Source organism: Paraburkholderia sp. OAS925, assembly GCF_040543975.1.
GTDB classification, from domain to species: Bacteria; Pseudomonadota; Gammaproteobacteria; order Burkholderiales; family Burkholderiaceae; genus Paraburkholderia; species Paraburkholderia graminis.
Genome location: NZ_JBEUNO010000001.1, coordinates 3,128,650 through 3,150,492, shown reverse-complemented (window position 1 = coordinate 3,150,492; position 21,843 = coordinate 3,128,650). Strand labels below are relative to the sequence as shown.

The 21,843-nt window shown below is 62.6% G+C and carries 17 protein-coding genes and 1 pseudogene; 13 read left to right on the top strand and 5 right to left on the bottom strand.

Going from position 1 to position 21,843, the window contains the following annotated elements; translation table 11 throughout:
- Nucleotides 1–223: 223 nt before the first annotated feature.
- Nucleotides 224–868 (bottom strand): oxygen response regulator transcription factor FixJ, encoded by a 645-nt coding sequence (gene fixJ / locus ABIE53_RS13715; RefSeq protein WP_006051254.1) that lies wholly within the window; start codon nt 866–868, stop codon nt 224–226.
- Nucleotides 865–3,382: pseudogene (fixL, locus tag ABIE53_RS13710) on the bottom strand (oxygen sensor histidine kinase FixL). The gene fixJ and the pseudogene fixL overlap by 4 nt, the downstream one beginning before the upstream one ends.
- A gap of 275 nt (nt 3,383–3,657) precedes the next feature.
- Between fixL and aceE the strand changes: the two are divergent.
- From aceE to lpdA, 3 genes are all read left to right on the top strand, one after another.
- Nucleotides 3,658–6,354, top strand: coding sequence for a pyruvate dehydrogenase (acetyl-transferring), homodimeric type (aceE, locus tag ABIE53_RS13705; RefSeq protein WP_114156243.1), 2,697 nt, complete (start codon nt 3,658–3,660; stop codon nt 6,352–6,354).
- Between the two features lie 95 nt (nt 6,355–6,449).
- Nucleotides 6,450–8,111 (top strand): dihydrolipoyllysine-residue acetyltransferase, encoded by a 1,662-nt coding sequence (gene aceF, locus ABIE53_RS13700; protein WP_114156242.1) that lies wholly within the window; start codon nt 6,450–6,452, stop codon nt 8,109–8,111.
- Between the two features lie 251 nt (nt 8,112–8,362).
- On the top strand, nt 8,363–10,138 hold the full coding sequence (gene lpdA / locus ABIE53_RS13695) for a dihydrolipoyl dehydrogenase (protein WP_114156241.1): 1,776 nt from the start codon (nt 8,363–8,365) through the stop codon (nt 10,136–10,138).
- 357 nt (nt 10,139–10,495) lie between these two features.
- Here the strand turns inward: lpdA and ABIE53_RS13690 are convergent, their stop codons facing one another.
- The gene (locus ABIE53_RS13690; protein ID WP_006051259.1) at nt 10,496–11,068 is read right to left on the bottom strand and encodes a phasin family protein; all 573 of its coding nucleotides are present in this window, start codon (nt 11,066–11,068) and stop codon (nt 10,496–10,498) included.
- A gap of 769 nt (nt 11,069–11,837) precedes the next feature.
- On the opposite strand from ABIE53_RS13690, the gene pbpG reads away from it, so the two are divergent.
- A complete protein-coding gene (gene pbpG / locus ABIE53_RS13685; RefSeq protein ID WP_114156240.1) occupies nt 11,838–13,022 on the top strand; it encodes a D-alanyl-D-alanine endopeptidase in 1,185 nt (394 codons plus the stop codon).
- 142 nt (nt 13,023–13,164) lie between these two features.
- Here the strand turns inward: pbpG and ABIE53_RS13680 are convergent, their stop codons facing one another.
- The gene (locus ABIE53_RS13680; protein ID WP_114156239.1) at nt 13,165–13,977 is read right to left on the bottom strand and encodes an IclR family transcriptional regulator; all 813 of its coding nucleotides are present in this window, start codon (nt 13,975–13,977) and stop codon (nt 13,165–13,167) included.
- Between the two features lie 179 nt (nt 13,978–14,156).
- Here ABIE53_RS13680 and ABIE53_RS13675 point away from each other — a divergent pair, with 179 nt between their 5' ends.
- Complete coding sequence (locus ABIE53_RS13675; RefSeq protein WP_006051262.1) at nt 14,157–14,879, top strand: (Fe-S)-binding protein; 723 nt, start codon at nt 14,157–14,159, stop codon at nt 14,877–14,879.
- Nucleotides 14,880–14,897: 18 nt separating this feature from the next.
- Nucleotides 14,898–16,313 (top strand): lactate utilization protein B, encoded by a 1,416-nt coding sequence (locus ABIE53_RS13670; RefSeq protein WP_006051263.1) that lies wholly within the window; start codon nt 14,898–14,900, stop codon nt 16,311–16,313.
- Between the two features lie 206 nt (nt 16,314–16,519).
- Here ABIE53_RS13670 and ABIE53_RS13665 read toward each other — a convergent pair whose 3' ends face one another.
- Nucleotides 16,520–17,044, bottom strand: a complete 525-nt coding sequence (locus tag ABIE53_RS13665) for a hypothetical protein (protein WP_044021733.1) — start codon at nt 17,042–17,044, stop codon at nt 16,520–16,522.
- 269 nt (nt 17,045–17,313) lie between these two features.
- Between ABIE53_RS13665 and ABIE53_RS13660 the strand changes: the two genes are divergently transcribed.
- The 7 genes from ABIE53_RS13660 to hscB all read left to right on the top strand — a co-directional run bounded on the left by ABIE53_RS13660 (nt 17,314) and on the right by hscB (nt 21,806).
- On the top strand, nt 17,314–17,553 hold the full coding sequence (locus tag ABIE53_RS13660; protein WP_114156238.1) for a hypothetical protein: 240 nt from the start codon (nt 17,314–17,316) through the stop codon (nt 17,551–17,553).
- A gap of 165 nt (nt 17,554–17,718) precedes the next feature.
- Complete coding sequence (locus ABIE53_RS13655) at nt 17,719–18,216, top strand: low molecular weight protein-tyrosine-phosphatase (protein WP_053859064.1); 498 nt, start codon at nt 17,719–17,721, stop codon at nt 18,214–18,216.
- A gap of 129 nt (nt 18,217–18,345) precedes the next feature.
- Nucleotides 18,346–18,876, top strand: coding sequence for a Fe-S cluster assembly transcriptional regulator IscR (gene iscR / locus ABIE53_RS13650; RefSeq protein ID WP_006051269.1), 531 nt, complete (start codon nt 18,346–18,348; stop codon nt 18,874–18,876).
- 72 nt (nt 18,877–18,948) lie between these two features.
- Entirely contained in the window at nt 18,949–20,172 is a 1,224-nt protein-coding gene (locus tag ABIE53_RS13645; protein WP_006051270.1) for an IscS subfamily cysteine desulfurase, read from the top strand.
- A 94-nt stretch (nt 20,173–20,266) separates the two neighbouring features.
- Complete coding sequence (gene iscU / locus ABIE53_RS13640) at nt 20,267–20,683, top strand: Fe-S cluster assembly scaffold IscU (RefSeq protein WP_006051271.1); 417 nt, start codon at nt 20,267–20,269, stop codon at nt 20,681–20,683.
- A gap of 131 nt (nt 20,684–20,814) precedes the next feature.
- On the top strand, nt 20,815–21,138 hold the full coding sequence (gene iscA, locus ABIE53_RS13635; protein WP_029967490.1) for an iron-sulfur cluster assembly protein IscA: 324 nt from the start codon (nt 20,815–20,817) through the stop codon (nt 21,136–21,138).
- Nucleotides 21,139–21,278: 140 nt separating this feature from the next.
- Entirely contained in the window at nt 21,279–21,806 is a 528-nt protein-coding gene (gene hscB, locus ABIE53_RS13630) for a Fe-S protein assembly co-chaperone HscB (protein ID WP_029967488.1), read from the top strand.
- Nucleotides 21,807–21,843 lie beyond the last annotated feature (37 nt).

The window sequence follows — 21,843 nt, the reverse complement described above, 5'->3', positions numbered from 1 at the left end:
AGCGCGCGACGCTAATCGGAGATAGGCGTCGCTGCAAAGTCCGTCATTATACCGGCGTGCGCGCGGGCAAGCCGACGACGTCCGCGTTAGCGGACGGCTCGCGCCGAGGCGAGCAGACAGAAGAGATAGCGGAGAAGAGCCGGACTGGGCAGTCCGGCCGATGACGAATGCCACACGGCGCGCCGCGGCAACTGCCGGACGCGCCGCCGACGCTTGCCAGTATTTATTGCGCCGGTTGCGGTTTGTTCGACAGCGCGAGTCGCAGCAGATCGGCGACCGTGTTCACATTGAGCTTTTCCATGATGTTCGCGCGATGCGCCTCGACCGTCTTGATGCTGATGCCGAGGTCGTCGGCGATCTGCTTGTTGAGGCGGCCCGCGATGATGCGCTCCAGCACCTGATGCTCGCGCGCGGTCAGCTTGCCCAGGCGCTCGGCGGCGGCGCGCTGCTGCTGCACGCTGGTGCTTTCGCTGCGCGCCTTGTCGAGCATGCGCTCGACCAGCTTGCGCAGTTCGGCTTCGTCGAACGGCTTTTCGATGAAGTCCATCGCGCCTTTTTTCATCGTGGACACGGCCATCGGCACATCGCCATGACCCGTCACGAAGATGATCGGCAGCGACGCGTTGTCGGCGATCAGGCGTTCCTGCAGTTCCAGTCCGCTCATGCCGGACATCCGCACATCGAGAATCAGGCAGGCAATCTGGCCCGGATGCTGATGCGGCTGCCATGCGTCGATAAACTGCTCGGCGCTGGAGAAGCACTGCACGCGGTAGCCGTTCGCCTCCAGCAGCCAGCGCAGCGAATCTCGCACGGCCTCGTCGTCGTCGACGACAAAGACAGTTTCCTGTGTGGTGACTGGGCTGTTCATAGCTCTCCCGTAACGGTTTGTGGTGTCGGCGCCTCTGACCCGCCGTTGCTCGGGCCGTCAGGCTCTCCAATAGGCAGACTGCAATGGAACGTGGCGCCTGTGATGTGGCCGTCTGACTCCGACGTTGTTGACCACCCACAGACGACCGCGGTGCGATTCGATAATCGAACGGCAAATGTTCAGCCCCATGCCCATGCCGTCGGACTTGGTGCTGTAAAACGGTTCGAACAGCCGCTCGGCGGTTGCTTCGTCGACGCCCGGGCCCTGATCCACGACGCTGATGTTGACAAAGCCGCCCTCCAGCCGCACGACGACGCGGATCACCGGATCGACCGCATTCGGCCGCGCTTCCGCCATCGCCTCGGCGCCGTTCTTCAGCAGGTTGACCAGCACCTGCTCGATCAGCACCGGGTCGACGTAAATGACGGGCAGCCGCGAGCGCATGTCGGTGACGATGCGGATGCGCCGCTTGCGCACTTCGATTTCGGCGAGGCCCACGGCGTCCGCGACGATGTCCGCGACGCGCGTCGCCTGGCGCTTCGGCTCGCTGCGTTTCACGAACTCGCGAATGCGCTTGATGATCATGCCGGCGCGCACCGCCTGCTGTGCGGTTTTTTCGAGCACGGGCAGCAGATTGTCAGGCGTCGTCCGACCGGATTTAACCAGCGCAACGGTTCCGGAGCAATAGTTATTGATGGCGGCGAGCGGCTGATTCAGTTCGTGTGCGAGCGACGACGCCATTTCGCCCATCGTCATCAGACGGCTCGTGAACTGCAGCTTTTCGTCCTGCTGGCGCGACAGTTCCTGCGCCTGCTTGCGCGTGGTGATGTCGGTTGCGATCTGCATCTGCGCGAGGTGGCCGTCCACCCACTGGATGTACTGACGGCGCACTTCGAACCATTTCTGGATGCTTTGCACGTAGATTTCCTGCGCGTCGGCCGTGCTTTCGGTCAACGCCGCGGCGGGCAGTCCCGCGTATGTGTCCACCATATCGATCGAATCCGACGACGCCTGTGCGCTATCGAACCCGCCGCCCGCCAATTCCAGATGACCGTCCGGGCGGATGCCGAACAGATGCCGGTAGTAGCGGTTGGCGAACAGCAGTTCGGCTTCGTCGGCGGCGAGCACGGACACGGCCGCGTCGAGACTTTCGAGCACGGTGGTGAAGCGCTCATGCGCGGCGGCGAGTTCCTCGCGCGCGCGCTTCGGCTCGGTGATGTCGGTCATCGACGACATCCAGCCGGTCTGGCGGCCCGAGCTGTCGATCAGCGGTGATACATACAGACGCGCGTGGAACGTGGAGCCGTCCTTGCGGCGCACCCGCAATTCGAATCCCGACGACGGCGCCTTGCCGCGCAGCGTCATGTCGAGCTGGCGCTGCATTTCCGGATAGGCGTCGCGCGGCCAGTAGGCGAACGGCGCCGTCTTGCCGACGAGGTCGCTTTCGTCCCAGCCGGTCATGCGGCAAAACGCGGGATTAACGTGCGTGATGCGGCCGTGCATGTCGAGCACGCGCATGCCGATGAGCACGGAGTTTTCCATCGCGCGGCGGAAGAACGCTTCGGCGTAGAGCGCCTGCTGCGCCTCGAAGCGCTGCCGCGTGTGCTTCCACAAGCTCCACAAACTCCACAACACGAAGCACGACAAACCGGCCACCAGCCACACGAGCGTGTTGTTGGTGAAGTTCGTCATCTGCGGGAACGCGTACACGCGCACCGAGACGCCCTGGCCCGGCGGATCGAGCGGCAGGTCGTAGAACATGTCGCGCGGCAGGCGCGGACGCGTGGACGTGGTGGTCAGCTCGCGGTTGTTCGCGTCGACGATCGAAATCTTGTACTTCGCCGACAGCTCGGGCGGAATATCGTGCTTGAGAATGCCTTCGACCGAAAACACCGCGGCGATCGAGCCGAGAAATTCGCGGTCGCGAAAGACCGGCGTTTGCAGTGTGATGTAGCCGTTGCCGAGGTCGTCGTAGATGAGCGGCGAATACACCTGGCGGCGCGTGCTGCGCGCCTCGGCGAACGCGGCTTTGACGGCCTCGTCCATTTGCGTGTCGTTCGGCTTGGCGAGACGCTGGCCGAACACGGGCAGCGCGGTATTGGGCCAGCGCGGCTGCTGCTGGCTCGTGTACCAGTTCATGTAGAGGATTTCGGGATGCCCCTGCATGATGTCCGTGGTAGACACCTGGAACGACTGCGGATCGGCGTGGCCCGCGGCGAGGTCGCGCGCGAGCGCCTGGATCTGTTCCTGCGCGCCGGTCATGGACAGGCGAATCTGCTGCTGGGCCCACGCGACGTTGCGGTAAAGCGTGTCTTCCTGCTGCTGCTGCTCGCGCCGGTTCAGGCTCCACAGAATCAGGCTCATGACGACCAGGAACACCAGGATCGACAGGAGCGGCGTCAGCAAATAGGAATTGGACCACCAGGGCCCATGGTGCCAGCGGGAGGACGGCGACGAATCCGCCGGCGAACCAGCGTTGCGCGCCGATCGAGCGAAAAGCCGTTCGGTCAACATGCGTGGCATTGTAGCGCAGCGCGTAGCTAGCAAATCACGCAAAAAATCACTGAAAGTGCCGTTATTCGGCGCACACTAGCCGACGTATCCGGGGAAAGGCAGTCAAATCAGGTTGCGCTGCAACAATTTTCCGCATTATGAGAACCGATCTCGTAATTCGAAAATTTTGTTGCGTGGACGTCGGGACCCTTATTACAATCGGCCGAAGCTGCCGCGGCCGTGCTTCGTCCGCGTCGTCTGTTCAAAGAGCGTTCCTCTATATCCAGGAGACGAGCATGTCCGCTGTACCCGACGAAGTCATGAAATATGTCGCCGCTGAAAAAGACGACGATCCCCAGGAAACCGGCGAATGGCTGGAAGCGCTGGATGGCGTGATTTCTGCTATTGGCCCCGACCGTGCCCACTACCTGATCGAGAAACAGATCGAATTCGCCCGCGTGCATGGCGAACATCTGCCGTTCTCCGCTAACACCCCGTACATCAACACGATTCCCGTCGCGCGCCAGGCGAAGATTCCCGGCGACCAGGACATCGAACACCGCATCCGCTCGTACACGCGCTGGAACGCCATCGCGATGGTGCTGCGCGCGGGCAAGGACACCAACGTCGGCGGCCATATCGCGTCGTTCGCGTCGGCAGCCACGCTGTATGACGTCGGCTTCAATCACTTCTGGCACGCGCCGTCGCCCGAACATGGCGGCGACCTCGTGTTCGTGCAGGGTCACTCGTCGCCGGGTGTTTACTCGCGCGCGTTCCTGCTTGGCCGCCTGACCGAGCAGCAGCTCGACAACTTCCGCCAGGAAGTGGGCGGCGAGGGCATCTCGTCGTATCCGCATCCGTGGCTGATGCCGGATTTCTGGCAATTCCCGACCGTCTCGATGGGCCTCGGCCCGATCATGGCGATCTACCAGGCGCGCTTCATGAAGTACATGCAGGCGCGCGGCATCGCGAAGACCGACGGCCGCAAGGTCTGGGCTTTCCTCGGCGACGGCGAAACGGACGAGCCGGAATCGCTCGGCGCGATCGGCATGGCCGGCCGCGAGCGGCTCGACAACCTCGTGTTCGTGATCAACTGCAACCTGCAGCGCCTCGACGGTCCGGTGCGCGGCAACGGCAAGATCATCCAGGAACTGGAAAGCGAATTCCGCGGCGCGGGCTGGAACGTCATCAAGGTCGTGTGGGGCAGCCGCTGGGACGCGCTGTTCCAGCGCGACAAGTCGGGCGCGCTGATGCGCCGCATGATGGAAGTCGTCGACGGCGAATATCAGACGTACAAGTCGGAGTCGGGCGCGTTCGTTCGCGAGCACTTCTTCAATACGCCGGAACTGAAGGCGCTGGTCGCCGACTGGTCGGATGAAGACGTGTGGAACCTGAACCGCGGCGGCCACGATCCGCACAAGATTTACGCCGCGTTCCACGAAGCCACGCAGACCAAGGGCCAGCCGACCGTCATCCTCGCGAAGACGATCAAGGGCTACGGCATGGGCGAAGCCGGCCAGGCGATGAACATCACCCACCAGCAGAAGAAGATGCAGGTGGAGCAGCTGAAGAAATTCCGCGACCAGTTCCGTCTGCCGATCTCCGACGAAGACCTCGTCAACGTGCCGTACCTCAAGTTCGAAGAAGGTTCGAAGGAACTCGAGTACATGCGCGCTCGCCGCCAGGAACTCGGCGGCTATCTGCCGGCGCGCCGTCAGAAGGCGGAGTCGCTGCCGGTGCCGGATCTTGCGGCATTCGAGCCGCTCCTGAAGGGCACGGGCGAAGGCCGCGAGATTTCCACGACGATGGCGTTCGTGCGGATTCTCAACATCTTGCTGAAGGACAAGGCGCTCGGCAAACGCATCGTGCCGATCGTCCCGGACGAGTCGCGTACGTTCGGCATGGAAGGTCTGTTCCGTCAGATCGGCATCTGGAATCAGGACGGCCAGAAGTACATTCCGGAAGATTCCGACCAGCTCATGTTCTACCGCGAGTCGGAAACCGGTCAGATTCTGCAGGAAGGCATCAACGAAGCCGGCGGCATGTCCGACTGGATCGCAGCCGCGACGTCGTACTCGACGCACGGCGAGATCATGATCCCGTTCTACATCTTCTACTCGATGTTCGGCTTCCAGCGCATCGGCGATCTGGCATGGGCCGCGGGCGACATGCGCTCGCGCGGTTTCCTGCTGGGCGGCACGGCAGGCCGCACGACGCTGAACGGCGAAGGTCTGCAACACGAAGACGGCCACTCGCTGCTGTGGGCCGCGTCGGTGCCGAACTGCATCAGCTATGACCCGACGTTCGGTTACGAACTCGCGGTCATCATGCAGGACGGCCTGCGCCGCATGGTCGCGGAGCAGGAAGACGTGTACTACTACATCACGGTGATGAACGAGAACTACGAGCACCCGGCGATTCCGCAGGGCGAGCATGTAGCGGCCGACATCATCAAGGGCATGTACGCGTTCCGCAAAGCCGACGCTGACAAGAAAGCGCCGCGTGTTCAACTGATGGGCGCGGGCACGATCTTCAACGAAGTGATCGCCGCCGCCGACCTGCTGAAGAACGACTGGGGCGTCGCCGCCGATCTGTGGAGCGTGCCGAGCTTCACCGAACTCGCTCGCGAAGGTCACGAAGTGCAGCGCTGGAACATGCTGCATCCGACGGAAGAAAAGAAGCTCTCGCACGTCGAGAAGCTGCTGAAGGACGCGCCTGGTCCGGTGATTGCCTCGACCGATTACGTTCGCGCGCTGACCGAGCAGATTCGCGCGTTCGTGCCGCAGAAGTTCGTCGTGCTGGGCACGGACGGCTATGGCCGTTCGGACACGCGCGAGAAGCTGCGCCACTTCTTCGAAGTCGACCGCTACTGGGTCACGGTTGCCGCGTTGAATGCACTGGCAGACGAGGGCACGATCGAACGCAAGGTCGTCGCCGAGGCGCTCAAGAAGTACAACCTTGATCCCGCCAAACCCAACCCGATGACCGTCTAAGGCATCATTCCCCGTGTGCCACGGCGTGCGCGCCCGCCACTGACCGGTTCCGACCGGCAGCGGCAGTCGCGTGCGCGGCCCAGGAGACACTAACAATGAGTCAAGCGATCGAAGTCAAGGTGCCGGACATCGGCGATTACAAGGACATTCCTGTGATCGAGGTGCTGGTCAAGGCGGGTGATACCGTCGAGAAAGAGCAATCGCTCGTTACGCTGGAGTCCGACAAGGCGACGATGGATGTGCCGAGTTCGGCGGCCGGCGTCGTCAAGGAAGTGAAGGTCAAGGTCGGCGACAACGTGTCGGAAGGTTCGCTGATCGTGGTGCTGGATGGTGCCGAGGGTGGAGCGGCCGCGGCTGCTCCGGCGGCTGCGCCTGCACCCGCACCTGCGGCTACTCCCGCGCCTGCACCGGCTGCGGCTCCGGCCGCTGCACCGGCTGCAAGCGGCGGCGGTCTGCAGGAAGTCAAAGTGCCGGATATCGGCGACTACAAAGACATTCCCGTGATCGAAGTCGCGGTGAAGGTCGGCGATCGCGTCGAGAAAGAGCAGTCGCTTGTCACGCTGGAATCCGACAAGGCGACGATGGACGTGCCGAGTTCCGCGGCCGGCGTCGTCAAGGAAGTGAAGGTCAAGGTCGGCGATACCGTGTCGGAAGGCTCGGTGATCGTCGTCGTGGAAGCCGAAGGCGGCGCTGCGGCGCCCGCGCCGGCTCCCGCGGCCAAGCCGCAAGCCGAGAAGCCGTCGGATGCGCCCGCCGCGCCGTCGCCCGCACCGGCCGCTCCGTCCGCGCTCGCACAAGCGCCTTCGATCCCGGCCGGCGAGGGCGGTTCGCGCCGCGCGAGCCACGCTTCGCCGTCGGTGCGCAAGTTCGCGCGCGAACTCGGCGTCGACGTGACGCAGGTTCAGGGCACAGGTCCGAAGGGCCGCATTACGCAAGCCGACGTCACCGCGTTCATCAAGGGCGTGATGACGGGCCAGCGTGCCGCTCCGGCCGGCGCAGCCGTGCCCGCAGCCGGCGGCGGCGAGCTGAATCTGCTGCCGTGGCCGAAGGTCGACTTCTCGAAGTTCGGCCCGTTCGAAGCGAAGCCGCTGTCGCGCATCAAGAAGATTTCGGGCGCGAACCTGCATCGCAACTGGGTCATGATTCCGCACGTCACGAACAACGACGAAGCGGACATCACCGAACTCGAAGCGCTGCGCGTGCAGTTGAACAAGGAAAACGAAAAGGCCGGCGTGAAGATCACGATGCTGGCGTTCGTCATCAAGGCCGTTGTGTCGGCGTTGAAGAAATTCCCGACGTTCAACGCGAGCCTCGACGGCGACAACCTCGTGTTCAAGCAGTACTACCACGTGGGTTTTGCCGCCGATACGCCGAACGGTCTCGTCGTTCCGGTGATTCGCGATGCGGACAAGAAGGGTCTCGTCGAGATCGCGAAGGAAATGACCGATCTTTCCAAGGCCGCGCGTGAAGGCAAGCTCAAGCCGGATCAGATGCAAGGCGGTTGCTTCTCGATTTCGTCGCTGGGCGGGATCGGCGGCACTAACTTCACGCCGATTATCAATGCGCCTGAAGTCGCTATTCTTGGGCTGTCGCGTGGCGCGATGAAGCCGGTGTGGGACGGCAAGCAGTTCGTGCCGCGTCTCATGCTGCCGCTGTCGTTGTCTTACGACCATCGGGTGATCGACGGGGCTGAGGCTGCGCGCTTCAATGCGTATCTTGGGGCGATTCTTGCCGATTTTCGGCGTGTGATTCTTTGATGTGGTGTTGCGCGGGGCGCTGGTTTTTTTCTGTGATCAGTGTCTCTCTGTAGAACCTGTTTTCTTAGTGGTCTATTGGCGCTGCCCCTGTGCGGGGCGGCACCTACTTTTCTTTGTCTTCCAAAGAAAAGTAGGCAAAAGAAAGGCGCGTCCTTCGGCGGACTGCAAAGGATGATTCTGTTTGGCGCGCTGCCAGTTTTTGGGCCCTGGGCTGGTTCTTCTCATCACCATCAACAAGACTAGGGGACACTATGAGTCTCGTCGAAGTAAAAGTGCCGGATATCGGTGACTTCAAGGACGTCGATGTCATCGAAGTCAATATCAAACCGGGCGATGCGATCGAAAAAGAACAGTCGCTGCTGACGCTCGAGTCCGATAAGGCATCCATGGAAGTGCCGAGCGATACCGCCGGCATCGTCAAGGAAATCCGTATCAAAGCCGGCGATAAAGTCTCGCAAGGCACCGTCATCGCGCTCGTCGAAACGTCCGGCGAAGCAGCGCCCGCTAAAGAAACTCCGAAGGCCGCGGAAAAAGCGCCTGCACCCGCGCCAGCTCCCGCCGCTGCGCCGGGCGCCGCTGCGCCCGCGCCGCAAGCGGGCAGCTTCTCGGGCAGCGCGGACATCGAGTGCGACATGCTCGTGCTCGGGTCGGGCCCTGGCGGCTATTCGGCTGCATTCCGGTCCGCCGATCTCGGCATGAAGACGGTGCTCGTCGAGCGTTATTCGACGCTTGGCGGCGTGTGTCTGAACGTGGGCTGCATTCCGTCGAAGGCGCTGCTGCACACGGCGCTCGTCATTGACGAAGCCGAAGCGCTCGGCGCGCACGGCATCACGTTTTCCAAACCGCAGATCGATCTGGACAAGCTGCGCGACTTCAAGTCGGGCGTCGTCAAGAAGCTGACCGGCGGTCTCGCCGGCATGGCGAAGATGCGCAAGGTCGAAGTGGTCACGGGCACCGGCGCGTTCGTCGATCCGAACCACATGGAAGTACAAACCGAGGGCGGCAAAAAGGTCGTCCGGTTCAAGCAGGCGATCATCGCCGCGGGCTCTGAAGCGGTGAAGCTGCCGTTCATTCCGGAAGATCCGCGTGTGGTCGATTCGACCGGCGCGCTCGAACTGCGTCAGATTCCGCAGCGCATGCTGGTGATCGGCGGCGGCATCATCGGGCTCGAAATGGCGACGGTCTACGCCACGCTCGGCGCGAAGATCGACGTCGTCGAAATGCTCGACGGTCTGATGGCCGGCGCGGACCGCGATCTGGTCAAGGTCTGGGAAAAGTACAACAGCAAGCGTTTCGCCAACGTCATGCTGAAGACCAAAACCACCGCGGCCGAAGCGAAAGAGGACGGCATCTACGTGTCGTTCGAAGGGGAGAAGGCTCCGGCGGAAGCGCAGCGTTATGACCTCGTGCTGGTCGCGGTCGGACGCTCGCCGAACGGCAAGAAGATCGGCGCGGACAAGGCCGGCGTGGCGGTCACGGATCGCGGCTTTATCGACGTCGACAAACAGATGCGCACCAACGTGCCGCACATCTTCGCGATCGGCGATATCGTCGGTCAGCCGATGCTCGCGCATAAGGCCGTGCACGAAGGACACGTTGCCGCCGAAGCCGCTCACGGCGAGAAGGCGTACTTCGACGCGCTGCAGATTCCGTCAGTGGCTTACACCGATCCCGAAGTGGCGTGGGCCGGCAAGACCGAAGACCAGTTGAAGGCCGAAGGCGTCAAGTACGGCAAGGCGGTGTTCCCGTGGGCCGCATCGGGCCGCGCGATCGCCAACGGCCGCGACGAGGGCTTCACGAAGCTGCTGTTCGACGAGGAAACGCATCGCGTGATCGGCGGCGGTATCGTCGGTCTGAATGCGGGTGACCTGATCAGCGAAGTGTGCCTCGCGATCGAAATGGGCGCGGACGCGGAAGACATCGGCAAGACGATTCATCCGCACCCGACGCTCGGCGAATCGATCGGCATGGCCGCCGAACTGTACGAAGGCGTCTGTACCGATTTGCCGCCGCAGAAAAAGAAGTAATGCGTTTGGCTCGTCCGCATGCGTGCGGATGGCGCTCGAAAACAAACGGCGCGCCCTTTGCGGGGCGCGCCGTTTCTCATCTGAAGCTCAATCGCATTCGAGCCGCGGCCCGAAACGAAGCAACGCCGCGAACGCCGCGCAAAAAAATCCCGGCGCTTCGCCGGGCAAACGATACGTCATTCAACGTATCGGAGCGTTCGGCCAATTGAAACCGTGTGAGCGGCAACGGCACGACGCTGTTGCTTACAGCAACGCCGGCGCAGCGATGAAGCTGGGCCGGCGCAAACGATGCCCGAAGCAAGGCCTCGGGTCAGTCGACCCAGGCTCCGACAGCGAGCCTGGAAGCAGACCGGAAACTTAGACCGGCTTCTTGGCCGAGCGCGAAGCTTGCGCAGCGGCTTGCGATGCAGCCTTCGAAGCGGCCGTGGCGGCTGCGTTGAAGTTGCTTTCCGCGATTTCGACAGCTTGCTTCGTGGCCTTGTGGACCGTTTCGTACGTGGTGTTGGCGGCAGTGATGGCCGACTTGATCACGGCGACAGCGGTTTCCGAACCGGCCGGTGCATTCTTCGCGACGTTTTCGACGAGCGACTGAACCTTGCGGTTCTGCTCTTCGAATTGCGCTTCCGCTACGCGGGCGAACTCGCCTTGCGTTGCCGAAACGATTTCGTACACGTGACGGCCATACGACAGCGCCTTTTCAGCGACCGGCTGCGCGAGGCTCGCTTGCAGTGCCAGCAGTTCCTGCGCGTCTTTCACCGACAGCGCGCGCTGGGCATTTTCCTGGCTTTCCGCGAGCGTCGATTTCACGACTTGCAGGTTCAGTTCGACCAGCTTTTCGACGCCTTCGAATGCCTTGGTGGTCAGGCCGAACAGCGTTTCGAAGTTGGCTTTCTGGGCTGCAGCGAATTGCTCGGGGGTCAGCAAAGTCATGGTTTACGCTCCTGGATCGCGGCCGAACTCTGCGACCGCATTGGGTGGTGGCGAGACGCACAAATTCGTCTGCCCGGACCGCGATGTATTGTGCATCGCAGCAATGAGTTCTATTTTAAGATGGCGCCAAGGAATGTCAAGTGGTTTTTGTGCATTGCACAATCTTAAGAAACCACTTAGGAAACAATAGCTTATGCGCTCTGAATGACAGCCGCATGACGCGGAACGATTGACCGTTCTTGCCAGTGGAAAGTCCGAAAACGGTATTTTGTTCCGGCTCCAACAGCCTCTCCGAGGCGCTTTTGCGTGCGCCGCGGAAAAAACCGTGAGGGGTCTATTTAACAAAAGCTGGGCGCGGATGCGAATTGATGTAAACCATAAACTGTCACGGAACGTTAATCGTTGATGCCGGTCGAACGCGCGTCTGCGATTTGCAGCGGGCATTTAAGACAACGTCCGCTGCGCGTGTTGTCTCGCTGGCGTCCGCGGCGGGAGACCTCGTTGGCCGCGACAGCCGTGTTTCCCCTCATCAAGGTTGTCTCGAAATTGCCGTTATGCTGAAAGGACCACACCCTTTTTCAGGGTGACGGTGGTGGCGAGGCGCGGCGCTCCGATCGTTTTTATCGATCGAAGCGCGGCACTTATTTGCGTTTTTGCGATCGGAGCTTATAAGCTGGTTTAAGGAGCGCAGATAAGTGCTTCAAATTGCTAATTTTTCGTTGTTTTACTACACTTGCGGAACCCTCTCGCCGCTCCCTACAGAACACCCATGAAAACCGACATGTTTTCGTCGCTAAAAGTGATCCACGGCGCGGCGCGCAGCACCGCTTTGTCGGTGGCCGCCTCCATGGTCCTCGCGGCGGCGCTTGGCACGCCCGTGAGCACTTTTGCCGCGACGCCCGCTGCATCCGCAAAAACCTCGAAGCACGCGAAGGCCGCCAAGAAGCCCGCCGCCGCAACCAAGGTCTCGAGCAAAGCTGTGAAAGCCGGCAGCAAAGGCGCGGTCGCAAAGGCCGCCGCCGCTGATGACGACGCGCCGCGCGCGAGCGTCAAGCGCAAGCGCGTGACCTATACGTCGAACGGCCGTCACCACTCGGTGGTGCGGCGCGTTGCCTATGAGCCGCGCCAGCCGACCGTCGGCCAGGCATTCGGCCTGCACGAGACGCCGGACGCGCTGATGCTGCGCTCGAGCGTCGCGTACGTGGTCGACCAGAACACCGGCGAGTCGCTCTTCGATAAAAACTCGCGCGCCGTGGTGCCGATCGCGTCCATCACGAAGCTGATGACCGCGATGGTCGTGCTGGATTCGAAAGAGCCGATGACCGATCAGCTCGAAGTCACGGACGAAGACCGCGACTACGAAAAGAACACCGGCTCGCGCCTGTCCGTCGGCTCGGTGCTGTCGCGCGAAGACATGCTGCATATCGCGCTGATGGCGTCGGAAAACCGCGCCGCCGCGGCGCTGTCGCGCTACTACCCGGGCGGCCGGCCGGCGTTCCTTGCCGCCATGAACGCGAAGGCGCGGCAACTCGGCATGACCGACACGCACTTCGAGAATCCCACCGGCTTGACGAGCCAGAACGTGTCGAGCGCGCGCGATCTCGTGAAGATGGTCAATGCCGCGTATCAATATCCGCTGATCCGCCGGTTCTCGACGGACCGCAGCTACGAGGTGTACACGGGCAAGCGCACGCTCGCGTACAACAGCACGAATGCGCTCGTGCGTAACCCGACGTGGGAGATCGGTCTGCAAAAGACCGGCTTCATCAACGAAGCGGGTGAGTGCCTCGTGATGCAGGCCAACATTCATGGCCGTCCGATGGTGCTGGTGCTGCTCGACTCGTCGGGCAAGTACTCGCGTTTCGCCGACGCCACGCGGCTGCGCACGTGGCTCGACAACGGCGGCGATCAGGCGCGTATCACGAGCGCGGACGCCGGCGGGCCGGGCACCTGAGCGCGCTGTGTTTCTGTGTTTGCGGTCGGTTTAAGAATCGGTCGCCACAATTGAAAAGCCCCGCATTTGCGGGGCTTTTTCGTTGCACGCTGCGATTCGTCGATTCGTCGATTCGTCGATTCATCGACTCGCGACTCAGGACTTATGCATGCGAGCCCGAATGATGCCCATGATCCTGCGAAGCTTGCGGCCGATACCCAAGCGCTTCGGAAATCACAAGCGCTGTCTGGCTGAGCTGACCTAGCCAGGAATCCTGCAGGCGGTCGGCCGGCGCCGAAAGCGACAGACCCGCGACGAGTTTGCCGGTGTCGTCGTAGATGCCCGCGGCGATGCAGCGCACGCCGAGCTCCAGTTCCTCATTGTCGCGCGCGCACGCTTGCTGGCGCACATGCGACAGTTCGCGCTCGAGCTTGGCTAAGTCGGTGATGCTGTTTTGCGTGTGGCCCGAGAGGCCGGTGCGGGTTGCGTAGGCGCGCACGCGCGTCGATTCGTCGGCGGCGAGGAAGAGCTTGCCGACGGAAGTCAGATGCAGCGGCGCGCGTCCGCCGATGGCGCGCACGACCTGCATGCCCGAACGCTCGGAATAAGCGCGCTCGATGTACACGATCTCGTCGCCCTGACGCACCGACAGGTTCACGGTCTGGCCCGTCTGCCGATGCAGCTCGCGCATCGGCGTGAGCGCCGCGTCGCGCACGGACAGCCGCGCCTTCACGAGATTGCCGAGTTCGAGCAAGCGCATGCCGAGCCGGTACGTGCCGGGATCGGACCGGTCGACGAGCCGGCACATCACCATGTCGTTCAGGATGCGGTGCGCGGTGGACGGATGCAGTTCCGTGCGGATGGCGAGTTCTTTCAGGCTGACCGGGTCGCTATGCGCGGCGAGTGCGTCGAGCAGGCGCATCATGCGTTCGATCACCTGGATCGAAGTTTTGGGATCCGGGTTCGTGTCGCTCATAAGAAGAATCGGTTGACGCGTCAAACAGCGGAAACTGATTGTATCTCGTATCGTGAAAAAAGCGAACGCACTTGGAAGCGGCCTTCGAATTCGGCGAGGCGTTCGTCCTATGCCTTCCGGGCGTTGGTATTGTGCGCCAAACAGCGGATAATCAGGGACGTTTTCCCGGAGGAGGGCTCATGCGAGTCGGATTGTTCGTCACCTGCCTGATCGACCTGATGCGGCCCGAAATCGGTTTTTCGGTGATCAAGCTGCTCGAAGGCGCCGGTTTTGAAGTGGTGGTGCCGCCGGCGCAAACGTGCTGTGGCCAGCCCGCGTACAACTCGGGCGAGCGGCGCATCGCCCGCGACCTCGCCGAGAAAACCTTGCGCGAATTCGAGCAGTTCGACTACGTGGTGGTGCCGTCAGGCTCGTGCGGCGGCATGATCCGCGCGCATTACGGCGACCTGTTCGCCGACGACCCCGAACTGATGAATCGCTTCGGCCGCCTGCGCGCCAGGGTGTTCGAGCTGACCGACTTCCTCGTCAACGTCGCGAAAGTGCGGTTGCAGCCCGGCGAATTCGCCGGACAGGTGACGTATCACGATTCGTGTTCCGGTCTGCGCGAACTCGGCGTGAAGGCGCAGCCGCGCGAACTGCTCGCCCAGGTGGGCGTCGCGGTGACCGAAATGAAGGGCTGCGAACACTGCTGCGGCTTCGGCGGCACGTTTGCGGTGAAGTACGGCGACATCTCCACGGCGATCGTCGACGAAAAATGCGCGAATATCCGCGACAGCGGCGCGGGCGCGGTGGTGCTCGGCGATCTCGGCTGCATGCTCAATATCGAAGGGCGCCTGAGGCGCACCGGCGATACCGCGACGCGCGTGCTGCACATCGCGCAGGTCCTGGCCGGCGACGTATAACGGGGTAAGGGGACCGCCATGCAAATCCAATCGATGCAATTCAAGGCGCGCGCCGGTCAGAAGCTCGCGGATCAGCGGCTGCAGCAGAACCTGACCAAGCTGTCCACCAAGTTCGTCTCCGCGCGCGCCGCGGCGCTGACCGCGATCGACTTTCCCGCCACGCGGGACGCACTGAAGGAGCGCCGCAACCGGGCGCTCGAAAATCTGGACGTGTGGCTCGAGACGTTCGAACGCGAGGCGGCCCGGCGCGGCGTCACCGTGCTCTTTGCCGAGACCACGCAGGAGGCCGCGCGGCTCGTCGGCGAAATTGCACGCCGGCACGATGTGAAGAAGGTGATCAAGACCAAGTCGATGGTCACCGAGGAAATGCGCCTGAACGAGGTGCTCGGACAGATGGGCGTGCAATCCATCGAGACCGATCTCGGCGAATACATTCTGCAGATCAACGACAACGAGCCGCCTAGCCACATCATCGCGCCCGTCGTCCACAAGGATAAGGACGAGATCGCCGACCTGTTCGCCAAAACGCACGGCCGGCCGCGGCTTACCGAAATTCCCGATATGACGCTGGAAGCCCGGCAGGTGCTTCGCCCGCACTTCATGAGCGCGGACATGGGTGTGACCGGCGGCAACTTCGTGATCGCGGAAACCGGCTCGGTGGTGCTCGTCACCAATGAGGGCAACGAAGGCATGTGTACGGTGATGCCGCGCGTGCATGTCGCCGTCACCGGCATCGAAAAGGTGCTGCCCACGCTCGAAGACCTCGCGACGGCCATGCGCTTGCTGCCGCGCTCGGCGACGGGCCAGACCACGTCCAACTATTTCTCGGTGCTGACCGGGCCGCGAGGCGAGGGCGATCAGGACGGGCCCGAGCATATGTATGTGGTGCTCGTCGACGGCGGGCGCACGGGGCTGATCGGCGGCGATTTTCAGGAGATGCTCCGCTGCATTCGTTGCGGCGCGTGCATGAATCATTGCCCGGTGTATCAGAAAGTCGGCGGCCATGCCTACGGCTGGGTGTATCCCGGCCCGATGGGTTCTGTGCTGACGCCGAGCTACGTCGGCCTCGATAAGGCGCTCGATCTGCCGCAAGCAGCCACGCTGTGCGGCGAGTGCAATAGCGTATGTCCGGTCGGCATTCCGTTGTCCGATCTGCTGCGCAAACTGCGCGAGAAGCAGGTTGAACGGCGCCTGCGTCCGTGGAAGGAGCGCGCGGGTCTCGCAGTGTGGGGTTTTCTGGCGATGCATCCGGACGCTTACGCGCTCGTCACGAAACTCGCTGTGCGGGTGCTGGAGCGCATGGGCGGGCGCAATCGGTCGATTGCGAAGCTCCCTTTGGGCGGCGCCGGCTGGACGAATACGCGGGATATGCCCGCGCCGGTTGGACGCACGTTCCGGGAGTTGTACGCCGCGCAACGCAGTCATATCGGCTGAAGAAGGTTGGGGCGGCGCTCTGCCGTCGCGCGAGTGCTGCTGCTACTGCTAGTGAGTTGTGCAACGTGCCGGTAGAAGTTTTCGCGAGAGCCAACCGCTGTTGCGACGGCGCCGGTGCCATACGCCAAGGCTGGCCCGCGTGGCAAGTCGCTTGAGACGCCGTGGCGTGCCCGCGGCGTGCCGTTCACCGCCGCTAAAGCGCTGCTCTAATGCGTTGTCATGCCCCGAGCCGGATTGCCTCTCAACACGGGTGCGCCGGCATCGCCGCGACCGCCCGCCTGCGGTGCTGGCGCCGGCGCGGGCGGCGGCGGGGGCGGCGGCGCGACGCCGGGCCGCGGCGCATTCGAGCCGCTCGGACCGCGCGGACCCGCGACCGCTCCCTGCGGAGGCGGTCCGCCGTTGGGCTGGCCGCGAGGTCCACCGTTGGGTTGGCCATGCGGCCCACCGTTTCCGCCCCGATTGCCGTGGTCTCCGTCGTAGTACGGCCGCCCTCGGTATCCGCCGTATCCTGGACCGTAATAGCGCCCCGGACCGCCGTAATAGCCCGGACCGTAATAATTGCTGTAGCCCATGTAGACGTTCGTCTGCGGGACGGGCGCGCCGTACGCGTCGTAGTAGCCGTCATAGGTGCTGTAGCCGTTGCTGTACATCGGCGTGCCGTCCGGATAGACGGCGCAGCCGCCGAGCAGGGCGGCGACGGCGACAGCGGCAAAGGGTGCGAAGCGTTTCATTTCAAGCCCGAGACAGTAGGTTTCGTAGTAATGAGACCGCAATTATGCGCATCCGTGGCGGTAGCTTTGTATGCTTTTGTAAGGACTTATTTTTCGTGCCAGGCGTGAGCCGATCGCCCCTGATCGTGTCCGCATCAAATCACTGTTCCATTTCCGACAACGCTGTATCGCGCCTGAGCCGGTTTTTCCCGATTGGCTATTCCTATAGGATTCGTCATGGGCATAGTAAGCGATGAGCTTAGCTAGCCCTCCTCTGGAAGAACGACATCATGAAAAAGACAATAGCGGTGTACTGGCCTCTCGCACTGGTCGTCGGGTTAGCGGCCGTGGCGTATCTGCACATTTGCGGCGATCTGTCCGCGCGCGGCTCGCAGGCGCCGTTGGCGGCAGACCAATTGACCGCCGAACTGGCGCGGGCGGCGTCCTACGGCATGATCGACGACGCGTCGTCCGCGCCGGTCAAGCCGTTGCGCACCGTGACCACGCTGCCTCTGGCGCAGGCGTCCTGAACTCGAACCTGAGCCCGCGAGCGGCCGAAGCAATGCCGGGCGGCGTCCGCGGCGCAATTTCGTGCGCCTTTGTATAATCGCGGCACCGCGCGGCGGGCGTCGCGTCGCGGCGTATTTGCCGCCATTCGCACCTCACCGCGCCGAAAAGCGCAAAAGAAGCCTCCGATGAAAACTGTGTCCATCTGCTTTGTCTGCCTCGGGAACATCTGTCGTTCGCCGACCGCGGAAGCCGTGATGCGCCGTCTCGTCGACGAGGCGAAACTCGGTGGGCGCATTTTGCTCGACTCCGCCGGCACGGGCGACTGGCACATCGGCCAGCCGCCGGACGAGCGCGCGCAGCACGCCGCGCGCGGCCGCGGCTACGACCTCGCGGCACTGCGTGGGCGGCAGATAGCGGACATCGACTTCGACCGCTTCGACCTGCTGATCGCAATGGACGACAAGAACGTCGCCGCGCTGCGCCAGGTGTGTCCGCCGGACCAGCAGGACAAGATTCGCCTGCTGATGGAATTCGTGCCCGAAAGCGACGCTCGCTGGAGCGGTTCGCGCGAAGTCGTCGATCCGTATTTCGGCGGCGCGGAAGGTTTCGAGCAGGTGCTGGATCAATGCGAGGCGGCTTGCCGCGGGCTCATCGCCGCATTGCGTCCCCAATTGATCGATTAGCTCGCGGCGTCGCTGGAAAAGCGCGCGAGCAATTAAGTAATGACCCACATCCCAGGAGGGATACTTGACTAAATCGGTCATGTATTTATACTTGACAAAACTTGTCGAGAATAGCGGTTCCCCATACATATGAGACTCACCACGAAAGGCCGTTTCGCCGTCACGGCGATGATCGACCTGGCTTTACGCCAGGAGCAGGGCCCGGTGACGCTTGCAGGTATCAGCCAGCGCCAGCATATCTCCCTGTCGTACCTCGAGCAGCTGTTTGGCAAGCTGCGTCGTCATGAAATCGTCGAGTCCGTGCGCGGGCCGGGCGGCGGCTACAATCTCGCGCGCCGCGCCGAAGACGTGACCGTGGCCGACATCATCATCGCGGTGGACGAGCCGCTCGACGCCACCCAATGCGGCGGCAAGGGCTCGTGCGAGGGCACCAAGCAGCACGACGGCCATTGCATGACGCATGAGCTGTGGTCCACGCTGAACCAGAAAATGGTCGAGTACCTGGATTCGGTCTCGCTGAAAGATCTGGTCGATCAGCAACGTTCGCGCGAAGGCGCGCCGGCCGTTCTGCGCGACAGGCGCAGTGAGGCGCCGGCGGTCGAGCCCGTTCGCGTGGCGCCCAAAGGTCCTAATTCCGTTTTCAACATGGCCGGTTCGTAAGACGCGGCGCGGCATACCGCAGCGCGATCACGAATTCAGAAGCCAGAGCACACGACGTCCCCGGAGCGATACATGAACAACGAGATTCCCCACCTGCCCATTTACATGGACTACAGCGCCACGACCCCGGTCGATCCGCGCGTGGTGGACAAGATGATTCCGTATCTGCGCGAGCAGTTCGGCAACCCCGCGTCGCGTAGCCATTCGTATGGCTGGACGGCTGAGCGCGCGGTCGAAGAAGCGCGCGAAAACGTCGCCGCGCTCGTCAATGCCGATCCGCGCGAAATCATCTGGACCTCGGGCGCAACCGAGTCGGACAACCTCGCGATCAAGGGCGCCGCGCACTTCTACAAGAGCAAGGGCAAGCACATCATCACGGTGAAGACCGAGCACAAGGCCGTGCTGGACACCTGCCGCGAGCTGGAGCGTGAAGGCTTCGAAGTCACGTATCTGGATGTGCAGGACGACGGTCTGATCGACCTCGAGAAGTTCAAGGCCGCGCTTCGCCCGGACACGATTCTCGTGTCGGTGATGTCGGTGAACAACGAGATCGGCGTGATTCAGGACATCGAGGCAATCGGCGAAATCACCCGTGAAAAAGGCATTATTTTTCACGTGGACGCCGCGCAAGCCACCGGCAAGATCGATATCGATTTGCAAAAACTGAAGGTCGACCTCATGTCCTTCTCGGCGCACAAGACGTATGGTCCGAAGGGCATCGGCGCGCTGTACGTGCGCCGCAAGCCGCGCGTGCGTATCGAGGCGCAGATGCACGGCGGCGGTCACGAGCGCGGCATGCGTTCGGGCACGCTGGCTACGCATCAGATCGTCGGCATGGGCGAGGCGTTCCGCATCGCGCGCGAGGAAATGGCAACGGAAAACGAGCGCATTCGCATGCTGCGCGACCGTTTGCTGCGCGGGCTGTCGGAGATCGACGAAGTCTATGTGAACGGCGACATGGAAAAGCGTGTGCCGCACAACCTGAACATCAGCTTTAATTTCGTCGAAGGCGAATCGCTGATCATGGCGGTGAAAGACGTGGCGGTGTCGTCGGGTTCGGCGTGCACGTCGGCTTCGCTGGAACCGTCGTACGTGTTGCGCGCGCTTGGCCGTAACGACGAACTCGCGCACAGCTCGATCCGCTTCACGGTGGGCCGCTTCACGACCGAGCAGGACGTGGACTACGTGATCAATCTGCTGAAGACGAAAATTGCGAAGCTGCGCGATCTGTCGCCGCTGTGGGAAATGCACCAGGACGGCATTGATATTTCGACGATTCAGTGGGCAGCGCACTGACGCGCCGGCTAGTCGAAACGATCGCGCAACTTACCGCGCAGTTCACCGCGCAATTTACGAACACGCAGATTGAAACGAATCAAGGAGTGTAATCATGGCTTATAGCGACAAGGTTCTGGACCACTACGAAAACCCGCGCAACGTCGGCTCGTTCTCGAAGGACGACGACGCGGTCGGCACCGGCATGGTCGGCGCACCCGCATGCGGCGACGTGATGAAGCTGCAGATCCGCGTGGGCGCGGACGGCATCATCGAAGACGCGAAGTTCAAGACGTACGGCTGCGGTTCGGCGATCGCGTCGAGCTCGCTCGTCACCGAGTGGGTGAAGGGCAAGACGCTCGATCAGGCTATGTCGATCAAGAACACGCAGATCGCCGAAGAACTCGCGTTGCCGCCGGTGAAAATCCACTGCTCGATTCTCGCGGAAGACGCGATCAAGGCAGCGGTCGCCGACTACAAGCAACGTCACGGCGAAGCAGCAGTAGTGGAAGGCGACCAGCAGCACGCCTGAAGCCACGAGTTCGAAAGCGATCGGGCGAGTTGAAGCGAACGGCGCGGTGGGTTGGCGCCGTCACGCATGAGCGATATTTGATGCAGGCAGGGCAGCGGGGCGTCGGCACGCACCGCGCAATGAGAAACGCTATGGCAATTACGTTGACCGAAAAGGCAGCACAGCACGTGCAGAAGTATCTGATCCGTCGTGGTAAAGGCGTGGGCCTGCGTCTGGGCGTGCGCACCACCGGCTGCTCCGGCTTGGCCTACAAGCTGGAGTATGTGGACGAACTCGCGCCCGAAGACGAGGTATTCGAATGCAACGGCGTGAAGATCATTGTCGACCCGAAGAGCCTCGCTTATATCGACGGAACCGAGCTCGATTTCGCGCGCGAAGGCCTGAATGAAGGCTTCAAGTTCAACAATCCGAACGTGAAGGACGAGTGCGGTTGCGGCGAGTCGTTCCGCGTATAACCGGAACTTCCGCGTGGAGCGGACCAAAGGCGGCGCGGGCCGCCTTTTTAGTTTGCTTCGCAAGATCGCACAATCGCACGATCGCACCGCGGGACTGCGCTTTGCATGCGCTCCTTTGAATGAACGGAAACTTCTATCCGATGGCCTCGCTGAACGATAGCCACTTCGACCTCTTTGGTCTTCCGGCGCAATTTGCGCTCGATCCCGCCGCGCTCGATCACGCGTATCGCACGGTGCAGGCGCAAGTGCATCCGGACCGCTTCGCGGCGGCCGGCGACGCGCAAAAGCGCATCGCGATGCAATGGGCGACGCGCGCGAACGAGGCGTATCAGACGCTGCGCGATCCGCTCAAGCGCGCGACGTATCTGTTGCATCTGCGCGGCATCGACATCGGCGCGCACGACAACACGGCGATGGAGCCGGCGTTTCTGATGCAGCAGATGGAATGGCGCGAAGCGATCGAAGACGCCGCCGCGGCGAAGAACGTCGACGCGCTCGATGCGCTGCTCGGCGAATTGCGCGACGAAGAGCGCGTGCGTTTCGACAAGCTCGGCGCATTGCTCGACAGCGGCGCGGACCAGGCGGCGGGCGAGGCGGTGCGGCAGTTGATGTTCATCGAACGGGTGGCGTCGGAAACCGGCTCGCAGATCGAGCGGCTCGAGAGCTAGCCTCGTTCAGCGCGTCGCATCGCATCGGCGCTGACGC